Below are 12,864 nucleotides of genomic sequence, written 5' to 3' on the forward strand. Positions count from 1 at the left end.
GGGTATATTTGAGACAGAGCCACTTCGGTCAGGATGTGCGGTTGCTCTTACGGAACCCCAACCGTCACCCTGAAACAAGTTCAGGGTGACGGTCTCTGGAATGTGATTGTGTTCCGTATATTCGGCATAAAAAAAGGGGCGGCCTCCACTGGGAAGCCCGCCCCTTTTTCGTCTTAGCTTTTTAGAATTTCGCGCGGACGGTCAAGCCGTACATGCGGGGTTCTTCGACAAAGCCGATCAGCGAACGGGTGCCGGCGCCACCACGCAACGGGGTGTTGGCGGTAATGCCGCGGGTAATTTCGTTCGACAGGTTCGTACCCCACAATTCAAAGGTGAAGCGCTCATCCGGCGTGGTGAGCCCGATGCGTGCGTTCATCTTGAAATAGTTTTCCTGCCGCGCGAGCGGGATGGGAAGACCATTGGTGTCGAGGTCGATCGTACGTGTGGTCCGGCTGTCCGAATAGTTCATGCTGCCGTTGACCAGCAGTCCCCAGCCAGAGCTGTTGAGTGGACCGTCATACGTCAGGCCGACCACGCTGGTGAACTTCGGTGCGTTGGTCAGATCCTGTCCGCAGAGACGGGTCACCGAGCCAAGTGCGCCGGGAGCAACGCCAACTGCGCAGTTTCCGGGATAACGGGCATCGGCATATGTCATGGCCAAATTGCCCTTCACATAATTGCCGAAGTCTCCGAACAGTTCCAATTCAGCGCCGGTCGAACGAGCCGAATTGACGTTGAAGGTGAGGAACTGCACGCCCGTGAATTCAAGAACCTGGAAGTCGCTCATCTTCATGTCGAACAAGGCGAGGTTTGCCTTGATCGGACCGAAGGTAGCTTTAACGCCAACTTCAATCTGATCGACCTTTTCCGATTCAAAGCGTGGATCGGCAAAGATTGGAGCAACTGTGCCGCCCCCTGCCAAAACTGCCGCAGAGTTAGTGATGTTTGCAGCGGTTGGGTCAAGGTTGAAACCACCTGATTTGAAGCCATGACTGTAGCCGGCATAAATCAGCAGGTCTGGATTGGCTTTGTAGCCGACCTGCGCGGTGTAGGTGATTTCGTCATCCTTAAACACGTTCGCCCATTCCCGCGGCAAAGGCAGGAAGCGGCTGGCAAGGCCGCCGCCGAGTCCGGCTGGCGCGGTCAATGTGACCGGTGCCGCAAACGGGAAACAGTTCAGGCCGACGACGCCGGACTGGACGGCGCCTGGAAGTCCGGCCAATCCAAATGCTCCACTCAAAACGCCGTTAACGCTGGCTTGGCACGCGCCGTTGCTTCCATTGATCTGGTCGAACGATGCTGTCTTTTTCTCATCAACATAACGCGCACCGAGCGTGAGGCTCAGTTTGTCGGTGAAGTTAATGACATTATGCGTGAAGACCGAGAAGCTCTTTGCGCTTTGCGAGAAGACGTTTTCCGCGAAGGACCCGGCCGAGTTGACCGGAATTCCGCCATTGCCTAACGCCGTGAGAGCGAAGAGCGGATTGACGCCGAGTGCGTTGGCAAAGTTGAACGCGCTGTTGGCGCGCTGGTAATCGGTGCCGAACGTCATCGATTGGTTGGATGTAATGTCTTCCTTTGAATAGAAGCCACCGACAAGCCAGTCGAGATGGTCGTTAAACGCCGTGCCTTGCAACCGAAGCTCTTGGGTAAAGGTCTTGATCTTGTCGCCATTGGGCAGAATGCCCGGACGCGAGTTGGAGCCACCTGCGCCAGCCGTAAAGATGTTCAGGCTGGTAAAGTCGGACTCTTGCGTCGAACTCGATTTGAAGTCGCGATAGGCGGTGATGGAGGTCAGCTTTACGCCACCGAAATCCCATTTCAGTTCGCCCGAGACGCCCCATTGTTCCGCACCGTTTTTGAACAATTGGCTGTTGGTGTCGAGCCCCTGTAGCGCGCTTGGGCCCGATGCATCTACGCCGTCGCTGGTGAGGCCGTGGAACGCAAAGAAGGGCGCCAATTCTGTTTCGCGCACGATAACCGCGTCGCAGCAGTTTTCGTCGACTTTCGAATAATCGGCGAGCAACCGGATGCTCACATCGGCATTGGGTTCGACATAAAGCTGTCCGCGCAGCATGTAGCGGTCACGGTTATTGCTTTCCGCGCCTGTGGTGCTCTTCAGATAGCCGTCACGCTTGCGCCATGTTCCCGACAAGCGGATACCGGCCACATCCTGCGCAATCGGAACGCTGACGCCGCCCTGCACATTCATGAAGTTATAATTGCCGTAGCTAGCGTTCGCAAAGCCTTCGAATTCCGAAAGGCTCGGGCGCTTGGTCGAAATATTCAGCGCACCTGCCGATGTGTTGCGGCCGAACAAGGTGCCCTGTGGTCCGCGCAAGATTTCGAGGCGCTCCAGATCGACAAGATCGCCGAGGGCTACGCCAGGGCGCGATTGATAGACGCCGTCAATGAATACGCCGACCGAGCTTTCCAGGCCGGTGTTGTTACCGGTGGTTCCGACGCCGCGAATCTTGATCGATGTGCCCTGGGTTTCGGTCTGTGACGACTGGATGTTGAAGCTCGGTGAAATCGAGGAGAGCGTCTTGATGTCCGAGACACCTTCGCGCTCAAGGGCTTCCGGGGCGACCGCGGTAACGGCGAGGGGAATGTCCTGGACATCCATCGCGCGCAGGGTTGCCGTCACGATGATTGGTTCGTTGCCGGAATCCTCTTCGGCCTGTGGGGCTTCTTGGGCATAAACGGCAGGAACAAACATCGTGCTGCATAGCGCAGCCGTCAGTATATGATTAAATCGACGCATTTCTCTCTCCTCCTTAACCGGCGATTTGGTTGGCGACATTCCTGTTCATCTTTGCCAAACCGCCATTTACAAATTCACTAGGATATCTTCCTGGGGAACAAGCTCTCTCTCGAGCCGCATCCTATCAACGATTTTTGGCAAATCCAGCAATTTAATCGCGCGATTGAATTTGCCAAATAACTGTGGCTTTTCCGTCGCGCAGGATATTATAGCCCTTGGCTATGTTTGACCGCCCCACCATCATCGACGAAGCCTTTGTGCGCCGCGTCGCCGCACAAGACTTTCCGGCACAGCGCAGCAATTCGGCGCCTTTGTCCGTTCCTGCGCATCAACTGGTCGATCTGTTCGACAGCCAGATCATGAGCCGCCATCTCGATTTGTGGGCGCGGCGGTCGAAGGGGAAGACATTTTATTCGATCGGCAGTTCCGGCCATGAAGGCACCGCAGCAATGGCGGCGGCGACGCGGCACACCGATATGGCGTTTCTGCATTATCGCGATGCTGCGTTCCTGATCCAGCGTAAGAAGCAGTTCGGCGGTCTGACTCCGTTATACGACATGGCTCTGTCTTTTGCCGCCGCTGCTGACGATCCGATATCGGGCGGAAGGCACAAGGTATTGGGCTGTGCCAATACCTTCGTTCCCCCACAAACCAGCACCATCGCCTCGCACCTGCCGAAGGCCGTGGGCGCGGCGCATTCCCTGGGGATGGCACAGCGGTTGAAGCTTAAGGACGCTATCCTACCGCATGATGCGGTGATACTGTGCTCCTTCGGCGATGCGTCGGCGAACCATTCGACGTCGCAGGGGGCGTTCAATTCGGCCTGTTGGGCCGCTTATCAGCATTTGCCGATGCCGATCATCTTCCTGTGTGAAGATAATGGCATCGGGATATCGGTGCGCACGCCCGGCGGCTGGATCGAAGCGAATTTCGCGCACCGGCCTGCGCTGCATTATATACAGTGCGACGGGGCAGACCTGAACGATGCCGTGCGCGGGTGCAGGGAAGCTGTCGACTATGCGCGGGCGCGGCGCAAGCCGGTGTTCCTGCATATGCGCACCGTCCGGTTGATGGGCCATGCCGGGGCAGACGTAGAGGCAAGCTATTCCGCGCTCGCCAATATCGAGGCTGCCGAGGCGCAGGACCCGTTGCTGCACAGCGCCCGCATTTTGCATGAACAGGCGGGGCTTTCAGGGGACGAAATCGTCCAACGCTATCAGGATATGCGCGCCCGCGTCGACCATGTGGCGCAGGACGCGCTGGCCAAGCCACGGATCGAGACCGCAACTGACGTCATGGCGTCGATTGACCCCATAGAAGGTTTCAAAGCATCGCCGCCTTTACCGGATGCACCGGCCCGTGATGCGCTGTTTGCCAAGGATCAGCGCAATTTGGCCAAGCCTGTAACGCTGGCGAAGTCCATCAACTTTGCGCTCGCCGATCTGATGCAGCGCTACCCCAATATCGCGCTATTTGGCGAAGATGTGGCGCGCAAGGGCGGGGTGTACGGGGTGACCCAGGGGCTGCAGGAGAAATTCGGCGCGGCGCGGGTCTTTGATACATTGCTCGACGAACAGACCATATTGGGCCTCGCCATCGGGATGGGGCATAATGGCTTTGTGCCGATCCCGGAAATCCAGTTTCTGGCCTATCTGCACAATGCCGAGGACCAGATACGCGGCGAGGCGGCGACTCTGTCCTTCTTCTCGAACCGCCAATATCGTAACCCGATGGTCGTCCGCATCGCAGGACTTCCCTATCAAAAAGGCTTTGGCGGGCATTTCCACAACGACAATAGCCTTGCGGTGTTGACCGATATTCCGGGTATCGTCGTCGCCTGTCCCTCAAATGCCGCAGACGCGCCCGCCATGCTGCGCGAATGTGTCCGGATGGCGCATGAAGATGGCAAGGTGGTTGTTTTTGTCGAACCCATCGCTCTTTATCACACGACCGATTTGGTGGAGGCCAATGACGGGGCGTGGACGGCACCTTATACTGCGCCCACTGAGGCGCAGCGTATCGGCTTTGGCGAATTGCACCAGCATGGGAGTGGTTCGCAACTTGCGATCATAACCTACGGAAATGGTTATTTTCTTTCTCGGCAAGCGGAGGCTGAATTGCGCGTAGCGGGCATTGATCTGCGGATCATCGACCTTCGCTGGCTGCACCCGTTGAACGATGCCGCCATCGTGGAGGCTATTGCCGACTGCCGGAATATCCTGATCGTCGATGAAAGCCGCCGGACAGGCAGTTTGAGCGAGAAGCTGATGACGATCCTGGCCGAGGCCGGACGCGGCGATGTGACGCACCGGATCACCGCCGAGGATTGCTTCATACCGCTAGGGCCCGCCGCAGAGCTGGTTTTGCCAAGTCGCGAGTCGATCATCGCAGCAGCAAAGGCGGCCGTGGCATGAAAGAGACTGCACTTGTCGTCTGCCCCGGACGTGGCACCTATAATGCGCCGGAACTTGGTTATCTGAAAACCCATCATGCCGACCGCTGGGCAATGGTTGAGCAACTCGACGCGCTCCGCCGTTCACTGGGGCAGGTGCCGATTTCCGAGCTGGACGGTGCCGAGAAATATACGCCCTCGGTCCATATGACCGGCGATAACGCATCCCTGCTGATTTACGCCTGTGCCTTGGCCGACTTCGCGGCGATTGACCGGGAACGCTACGATATTGTTGCGGTCACCGGCAATTCAATGGGCTGGTATCTGGCATTGGCTTGCGCCGGAATACTCGATTTTGAAGGTGGAGCGCGGTTGGTCAACACCATGGGTGGTATGATGCACCAACATGGCGTCGGCGGGCAAATCGTCTGGCCGATTGTGGATGCCGATTGGCGTATCGATCCCGAAAAAGACAAATTAGTCAGTGAGATACATCAAGAAGTTGCATCTCTCCCTGATATAGAAGTCCATATTTCCATCCATCTCGGCGGCATGATCGTGTTCGCGGCGGATGATAAGGGCTTGAAATGGTTGTCGGAGCGTTTGCCCAAGGACGACCGCTTCCCGATGCGTCTGATGCACCATGCGGCTTTCCACAGCCCGCTGCTCGACCATATCCCGGAAATGGCGCGCGCCGCCAATCCGCTGGCGGATTTCGGTGCAGGTGAACTTTCGGCGGTGGACGGGCAGGGCAAGGTCTGGTCGCCCAAGGCATTCGATCCGGCGGCAATGTATGACTATACTCTAGGTGCACAGTTGAACCGGACCTATGATTTTACCCGCGCGGTTCAGGTCGCGGCGGCGGAATTTGCGCCGGATAAGATCATCGTCCTGGGCCCCGGCACAACGCTCGGCGCACCTACCGCGCAGGCCCTGATCGGATCAGACTGGCGCGGCCTTTCCGGAAAAACGGATTTTCAGGCCCGTCAGGCTGAAAATCCGGTGATATTGTCGATGGGAATAGCCGATCAGAGGGCGCAGGTGGTCCGTTAAGGGCGGTGCATACGAATAAGCGCTAGACGCGAGGGGTCGGCAAGCTAAGGGATGGCGCGTAATCGACGCGCAGGACGCCGATTGTTGGAGATAGGCTGCATGAGCGAGCATAGTTCGACCCTCTTGTTATTCGGCGCGACCGGCGATCTTTCGCGGCGGATGTTGCTACCTTCCCTTTATGCGCTGCACGCCGACGAGCTGATCGACCCTGCTTTGCGCATTTTTGGCACCGCGCGCAGCGCCTATAGCGATGCCGAGTTCCGCGAATTTGCGCGCACAGCGCTTTGCGAATTTCTACCGGAGGACCGCAAGGCGGAAGGCATGATTGATGCCTTTTTGCAGCGTCTCCACTATCAGGCGCTGGATGCATCGCAGCCCGACGGCTTTGCTGCGCTGGCCGACAAAATCGGCGACATTTCGGGCGGCCTTTCGATATTCCTGTCGACCGCCCCGTCGCTGTTTGAACCCACCATCAAAGGACTCCACAGCGCAGGGCTCGCGGGCGACAATGTGCGTATCGGTCTGGAAAAACCGCTCGGCAATGATCTGGCCAGCAGTTGCCAGATCAACGATGCGGTCAACGCCGTCTTTCCGGAAAAGCGGACGTTCCGGATCGACCATTATCTGGGCAAGGAAACGGTGCAGAACCTGATGGCTCTGCGCTTTGCCAATATGCTGTTCGAGCCGTTGTGGAACGCCAACGCCATTGAGCATGTGCAGATCACCGTCAGCGAAACGGTCGGTCTGGAAGGACGTGCCGGCTTTTATGACGACACCGGTGCACTGCGCGATATGGTGCAGAACCATATGCTTCAGCTCGTGGCGCTAACCGCGATGGAGCCACCCGCCAACCTGGACGCCACTGCAATCCGTGATGAAAAGGTCAAGGTACTCCGCGCCTTGCGGCCCGTTGCCGAAGGCGATGTTGTGACCGGCCAATATGGCGATGGCGCAGTCAAGGGCGAGGCGGTGAAAAGCTATGATTCCGATCTGGGCAAGCCATCCGACACCGAAACCTTTGTCGCCATCAAGGCCTATGTCGATAATTGGCGCTGGCAGGGTGTGCCCTTTTTCTTGCGCACCGGAAAGCGTCTGCCTGAACGGCGGAGTGAGATTGTAATCCAATTCAAACCGGTGCCGCACAATGTGTTCGGCGCGCGCGGCGGACGGTTGGAGGCCAACACCCTGATCATCCGGTTGCAGCCAGAGGAATATGTACGGCTGCTGGTGATGGCGAAGGAGCCAGGTCTGGATCGCGGCGGGGTTACGCTGCGTGAAGTGCCGCTCGACCTGTCGCTTACCACCGCTTTTGCAGGGTCGCGCCGCCGGATCGCCTATGAACGGCTCCTGCTCGATTTGATTGAGGGTGACCAGACCCTGTTCGTGCGCCGCGACGAGGTCGAGGCACAGTGGAAATGGGTCGATGCTATCCGCGAACTTTGGAAGACGACCGGATTGAGGCCCAAAAATTACGGCGCAGGTAGCTGGGGGCCCAATGCCGCCATCGCACTTGCCGAACGGGATGGAGTAAGCTGGCATGAGTAAGCTGAACGCCACCTTGGAAGCGGTTACCGCGCGGGTCATCGAACGGTCAAAGCCGGGACGCGCTGCCTATCTGGACCTGATTGCGCGGCAACGGGATGCCGGCGTCAACCGGCCGACCTTGAGCTGTGGTAATCTCGCCCATGGCTTTGCCGCCAGCGGTGAAGACAAGGCCGCAATCCGTGGCGGCAAGGCGATGAATATCGGCATCATCAGCGCCTATAATGACATGCTGTCCGCGCATCAGCCCTATGGACGCTACCCTGAACAGATGAAGATATTCGCCCGCGAAGTCGGCGCCACGGCACAGGTCGCTGGAGCCACCCCGGCCATGTGCGACGGGGTGACGCAAGGGCAGGATTCGATGGAATTGTCGCTGTTCAGCCGCGACGTGATTGCCATGGCGACCGCCATAGGTCTGAGCCACGGGATGTTCGAAAGCATCGCGATGCTCGGCATTTGCGACAAGATCGTGCCCGGCTTGCTGATCGGTGCATTACGCTTCGGCCATTTACCGACGATATTGATTCCCGCAGGCCCCATGCCGTCCGGCCTCGCCAACAAGGAAAAGCAGCGTGTCCGCCAGCTTTATGCCGAAGGCAAAGTTGGCCGCGCCGAATTGCTGGATGCGGAAGCTGCCTCCTATCATGGGGCAGGGACCTGCACCTTTTACGGTACGGCCAATTCCAACCAGATGATGATGGAAGTGATGGGGCTGCACATTCCCGGTGCGGCCTTCATCAATCCGGGTACGAAATTGCGCACCGAATTGACGCGCGCGGCGGTGCACCGTCTTGCCGAAATTGGTTGGGAAGGCGAAGATTACCGTCCGCTTGGCCTCTGCGTCGATGAAAAGGCGATTGTGAATGCCTGCGTCGGATTGCTGGCCACCGGCGGGTCGACCAACCATGCCCTGCATATTCCCGCTATTGCGCGTGCGGCAGGCATCATGATTGATTGGGAAGATCTCGACCAATTGTCGTCCGTGGTGCCGTTGATTGCACGTGTCTATCCCAACGGTTCGGGTGACGTGAACCACTTCCACGCGGCAGGCGGGATGGGCTATGTGATCCGCGAGTTGCTGGATGCAGGGCTGTTGCACCGCGACATCATGACCGTCGCGGCGGACGATCTGACCGCTTATGGACAAGAACCGGTTTTGCAGGATGAGCAACTGAGCTGGCGCGAGGCACCTGCCGTGACGGCCGATGAATCGATGCTCCGCCCGCCCTCCAACCCGTTCAGTCCGGATGGTGGTATGCGGCTCGTCACCGGCAATCTGGGCCGCGCTACCTTCAAAACCAGCGCAGTCGATCCGGCGCGGTGGACCATCGAAGCGCCCGTGCGGGTCTTCCACGACCAGAACGACGCTTTGGCCGCGTTCAAGGCGGGTGAACTCGATCGCGATGTGATTGTCGTTATCCGGTTCCAGGGGCCGGCCGCCAATGGCATGCCCGAACTGCACAAGTTGACCCCGCCGCTCGGTGTACTGCAGGACAAGGGCTTCAAGGTCGCACTCGTCACCGATGGCCGTATGTCGGGTGCGTCGGGCAAGGTTCCTGCAGCGATCCACCTCAGTCCGGAAGCTGCACGCGGCGGTGCCATTGCGAAATTGCAGGATGGCGATGTGGTCCGGCTGTGCGCCAATGACGGGGCGCTGAATGTTCTGGTCGACGAAGCGGAATGGGCGGGTCGGATGGCTGTTCCGATGCCTTCGGGCCATGTGGGTACAGGACGCGAATTGTTCGCGCTGATGCGCGCCACCGCCGATGAGGCAGAGAAGGGCGGCTCGGCGATGCTGGCGGCGGCAGGTCTGTGATGGAGATTGTTTCGGTCGATATCGGTGGCACGCATGCCCGCTTCGCCATTGCCGAGGTGTCCGGTGGGCGTGTTGTCTCGCTGGGTGAAGCGGTAACGCTCAAGACGGCGGAGCATGCGAGCTTTCAAACTGCATGGGAAGATTTTGGCCGGATCACCGCAAAGCCTTTGCCGCGCGCTGCCGCAATTGCGATTGCCGGGCCTGTCGATGCAGACGTTATCAAGCTGACCAACAATCCCTGGATTATACGGCGGTCACTGGTCTGCGAAAAACTCAACGTCGACAGTTTTGTCATCGTCAATGATTTCGGCGCCGTGGGCCACGCGGTGGCGCAGGCGGGTGCAGAGCATTTTCTCCACCTGACGGGGCCGGAACAGCCATTGGCCGATAGTGGTACGATCAGCATCATTGGACCCGGAACCGGGCTTGGCGTCGCGCATGTCTGGCGCAAGGGCGACGGTTACCATGTGCAAGCGACCGAAGGTGGGCATATCGATTTCGCACCTCTCGACAGTATAGAGGATGCGTTGCTCGAACGGTTGCGGAAACGGTATCGCCGGGTTTCGGCGGAACGCGTCGTGTCGGGGCCGGGGCTAGTGGAAATTTACGAAGCCTTGGCCGCGCTGGAAGGCAAAGCCGTCCAGCAACTTGACGACAAGCAGCTTTGGCAATTGGGCATGTCGGGTGAGGACAGTCTTGCTGCAGCCGCGGTGGACCGTTTCTGTCTGTCGCTGGGCAGCGTCGCGGGCGACATTACCCTCGCGCAGGGCGGATTTGCAGGTGTCGTTATCGCCGGTGGCCTCGGACTGCGGATCAAGGATATCCTCGTCCGCTCCGGCTTTGCTGAGCGTTTCCGCGCCAAGGGGCGCTTCGAATCGTTGATGGCCGGAATTCCGGTCAAGCTCATTACCCATCCGCAACCCGGCCTTTTCGGCGCGGCGGCGGCTTATGCACAGGAGCATGCGCAGTGAACGCAATCGAAACCATCATGCGCACCGCACCGGTCATTCCGGTGCTCGTCATCGAAGACGTCGCCCATGCCCGCCCGGTCGCCGAAGCGCTGGTCGCCGGCGGGCTTCGCGTATTGGAGGTGACTTTGCGCACGGCGGCGGCGCTGGATGTCATTGCGGAAATGAAGAAAGTGCCCGGCGCGATTGTGGGGGCAGGGACCGTTGTCGATATCCCCGGCCTTGAAAGCGCCATTGCCGCTGGTTCGGAATTTATTGTGTCGCCGGGTCTGACCGAAAATCTTGGCAAGGCTGCGGTTGCCAAGGGCATTCCGTTCCTGCCGGGCATCGCCAATGCGGGCGATATCATGCGCGGGCTGGATTTGGGCCTCAAACATTTCAAATTTTTCCCGGCTGAGGCGAATGGCGGGCTTCCGGCGTTGAAATCGCTGATCGGTCCCTTTGGTCAATGCAAATTTTGCCCCACGGGAGGCATCAAACAGGAAACCGCTGCCGATTGGTTGGCGGTTTCTGAAATTTTATGTGTTGGCGGTAGCTGGCTTGTTGGTAAAGGGACACCGGATGTTGTGGCGATAGAGGCTGCAGCGCGCGCCGCCGCGGCGCTACGCACATGATGGAGTAACAAGCAGATGGCCGAAGAGATTGAATGGTGGGAATTTGATGCCGCCGAGGATTTGATTGATGCGGTAGTCGGCGATGTGAGTTTCATTATCGAAAGCGCCCTCGACGCGCGCGGGCAGGCACTGGTGGCCTTTCCCGGTGGTTCGACGCCAAAACCCATTTTGGAAAAGCTCGCCGAATCGAAAATCCGGTGGAAGAGTGTGACGATCATTCCGACCGACGACCGGCTGGTCCCCGTTGATAGCCCGCTGTCCAATGTCGCGATGATCGCGAAGATTTTCATTCCCAAAGGCGCGCGCGTTCTTCCGATCACGAGCGATGCGGCGGATCATAAGCTCGCCGGAAACGCGGCAAATGCACGGCTTGCCGACCTGCACTGGCCGCCTGATCTGGTATGGCTGGGTATGGGCGCGGACGGGCATACGGCCTCGATCTTTCCCGGACCCGATCTCGACGATGCGCTGAACGGCGGCAAGGATGTGCGTGCCGTGGGCGTCGCGCCGGATCCCTTGCCCGAAGAAGCGCCCGTCAACCGCGTGACCCTGACAGCCACCGCGATTGCGTCTGCGCGTACAACGATGCTGGTGATCTCCGGCGCGAAAAAGCGCGAGGTGCTGGAGCAGGCGATAGAGGACGGTGCGAAGTCCGGCTATCCGGTGGGTCAGGTGCTCGAAAAGATCACCATCCCGGTCGACATCTACTGTCTGGACGCCTGACTTTAGAGGCGGCGATACTTGATCGGTGCGGCCGGTTCGTTCAGCTTTTTCAGATAGTTGGGCATTTCCAGTTCGGCTTGGCCGACAGGTTTGCGTGCATCCATGGGGTTGATCGGATGGTCGAAGGCGATGCCGATGCGGCCTTCGGTGACCCATGCCACATGGCCGCTGATCCAGCCGATGCTGCGCAGGTGGATTTCCACAGGCTCGCCACGTGCAACGCGTAAAGGGGCTTCGGCCATCAGGCCGCCTGCGGACAGGTTGCGGATCCGGACTTCGCGATCTTCGCTGACATTGGCAAAACGCAGTACAGCCTTCAAAAGCAGGCTATCGCGATTATTCCCACGTTTGGCTGAAGCAGGATTATCAATATTCAGCAGATCGTTCATTTCGCGCACCCAGAAGGCTAAGTTACCTATTATGTTACGCGTTATTACTGCCATTAAAATGTAGCCAAAAGGTTAATGGCCACCGATTTTCGAGGATTAGACGAAGCATCCGTTAACCAAGAAGGCCAACATGATGGATAGGTTTGACCGGAACGCGGACGACCTTAATCGTCGCGCGAAACCCGTTCCTGCCGTTCGTGCCGTTCCTGCGCTTCCAGCGTCATCGTCGCGATCGGACGGGCGCGTAGGCGGGCGAGCGAGATCGGTTCGCCAGTGACCTGGCAATAGCCATATTCACCCTCGCTAATGCGGCGCAAAGCGGCATCAATCTTGGAAATCAGCTTGCGCTGGCGATCGCGGGTGCGCAGCTCGATGCTCCAGTCGGTCTCGCTTGATGCGCGGTCGTTGAGGTCGGGTTCGCGGATCGGACCGTCCTGCAACTGGTTCAAAGTACCCTGCGCTTCGGCAAGGATGCTGTTCTTCCAGTCCATCAGCTGCCGTTCAAAGAACTTCAGCTGTTTTTCGTTCATAAATGGCTCGTCGTCCGAGGGCACATATGACGGGTCTAGATCAATGTCTAAGCCACTGGTTTCACTGCTA

10 protein-coding genes are annotated in these 12,864 nt (G+C 58.6%); 7 read left to right on the forward strand and 3 right to left on the reverse strand.

The features are described from left to right. Positions 1-181: 181 nt before the first annotated feature. Positions 182-2,764: a TonB-dependent receptor gene (locus tag EUU25_RS02535; RefSeq protein WP_158898007.1), complete on the reverse strand. Its 2,583-nt coding sequence runs from the start codon at positions 2,762-2,764 to the stop codon at positions 182-184. Positions 2,765-2,985: 221 nt separating this feature from the next. Between EUU25_RS02535 and EUU25_RS02540 the strand changes: the two genes are divergently transcribed. From EUU25_RS02540 to pgl, 7 genes are all read left to right on the forward strand, one after another. After that, complete coding sequence (locus tag EUU25_RS02540) at positions 2,986-5,178, forward strand: thiamine pyrophosphate-dependent enzyme (RefSeq protein WP_158898009.1); 2,193 nt, start codon at positions 2,986-2,988, stop codon at positions 5,176-5,178. Beyond that, positions 5,175-6,209: an ACP S-malonyltransferase gene (locus EUU25_RS02545; protein WP_158898011.1), complete on the forward strand. Its 1,035-nt coding sequence runs from the start codon at positions 5,175-5,177 to the stop codon at positions 6,207-6,209. The genes EUU25_RS02540 and EUU25_RS02545 overlap by 4 nt, the downstream gene beginning before the upstream one ends. 99 nt (positions 6,210-6,308) lie before the next feature. Next, positions 6,309-7,754, forward strand: coding sequence for a glucose-6-phosphate dehydrogenase (gene zwf / locus EUU25_RS02550; RefSeq protein ID WP_158898013.1), 1,446 nt, complete (start codon positions 6,309-6,311; stop codon positions 7,752-7,754). Then, complete coding sequence (edd, locus tag EUU25_RS02555) at positions 7,747-9,570, forward strand: phosphogluconate dehydratase (RefSeq protein ID WP_158898015.1); 1,824 nt, start codon at positions 7,747-7,749, stop codon at positions 9,568-9,570. The genes zwf and edd overlap by 8 nt, the downstream gene beginning before the upstream one ends. After that, positions 9,570-10,541, forward strand: coding sequence for a glucokinase (gene glk, locus EUU25_RS02560; protein ID WP_158903045.1), 972 nt, complete (start codon positions 9,570-9,572; stop codon positions 10,539-10,541). Before edd ends, glk begins: the two co-directional genes overlap by 1 nt. Next, a complete protein-coding gene (gene eda / locus EUU25_RS02565; RefSeq protein WP_158898017.1) occupies positions 10,538-11,152 on the forward strand; it encodes a bifunctional 4-hydroxy-2-oxoglutarate aldolase/2-dehydro-3-deoxy-phosphogluconate aldolase in 615 nt (204 codons plus the stop codon). The genes glk and eda overlap by 4 nt, the downstream gene beginning before the upstream one ends. 15 nt (positions 11,153-11,167) lie before the next feature. Continuing rightward, entirely contained in the window at positions 11,168-11,875 is a 708-nt protein-coding gene (pgl, locus tag EUU25_RS02570; protein WP_158898019.1) for a 6-phosphogluconolactonase, read from the forward strand. Positions 11,876-11,877: 2 nt separating this feature from the next. Here pgl and EUU25_RS02575 read toward each other — a convergent pair whose 3' ends face one another. After that, the gene (locus EUU25_RS02575; protein ID WP_158898021.1) at positions 11,878-12,264 is read right to left on the reverse strand and encodes a PilZ domain-containing protein; all 387 of its coding nucleotides are present in this window, start codon (positions 12,262-12,264) and stop codon (positions 11,878-11,880) included. A gap of 164 nt (positions 12,265-12,428) precedes the next feature. After that, complete coding sequence (dksA, locus tag EUU25_RS02580) at positions 12,429-12,794, reverse strand: RNA polymerase-binding protein DksA (RefSeq protein ID WP_246162865.1); 366 nt, start codon at positions 12,792-12,794, stop codon at positions 12,429-12,431. Positions 12,795-12,864: the final 70 nt, after the last annotated feature.

The organism is Sphingorhabdus lacus (genome assembly GCF_009768975.1).
GTDB classification, from domain to species: Bacteria; Pseudomonadota; Alphaproteobacteria; order Sphingomonadales; family Sphingomonadaceae; genus Sphingorhabdus_B; species Sphingorhabdus_B lacus.

Bases quoted from the DNA above. Each gene is read 5' to 3' on its own strand.
- EUU25_RS02535 (WP_158898007.1), bottom strand. From the start codon at position 2,764: ATGCGTCGATTTAATCATATACTGACGGCTGCGCTATGCAGCACGATG.
- EUU25_RS02540 (WP_158898009.1), top strand. From the start codon at position 2,986: ATGTTTGACCGCCCCACCATCATCGACGAAGCCTTTGTGCGCCGCGTC.
- EUU25_RS02545 (WP_158898011.1), top strand. From the start codon at position 5,175: ATGAAAGAGACTGCACTTGTCGTCTGCCCCGGACGTGGCACCTATAAT.
- zwf (WP_158898013.1), top strand. From the start codon at position 6,309: ATGAGCGAGCATAGTTCGACCCTCTTGTTATTCGGCGCGACCGGCGAT.
- edd (WP_158898015.1), top strand. From the start codon at position 7,747: ATGAGTAAGCTGAACGCCACCTTGGAAGCGGTTACCGCGCGGGTCATC.
- glk (WP_158903045.1), top strand. From the start codon at position 9,570: ATGGAGATTGTTTCGGTCGATATCGGTGGCACGCATGCCCGCTTCGCC.
- pgl (WP_158898019.1), top strand. From the start codon at position 11,168: ATGGCCGAAGAGATTGAATGGTGGGAATTTGATGCCGCCGAGGATTTG.
- EUU25_RS02575 (WP_158898021.1), bottom strand. From the start codon at position 12,264: ATGAACGATCTGCTGAATATTGATAATCCTGCTTCAGCCAAACGTGGG.
- dksA (WP_246162865.1), bottom strand. From the start codon at position 12,794: ATGAACGAAAAACAGCTGAAGTTCTTTGAACGGCAGCTGATGGACTGG.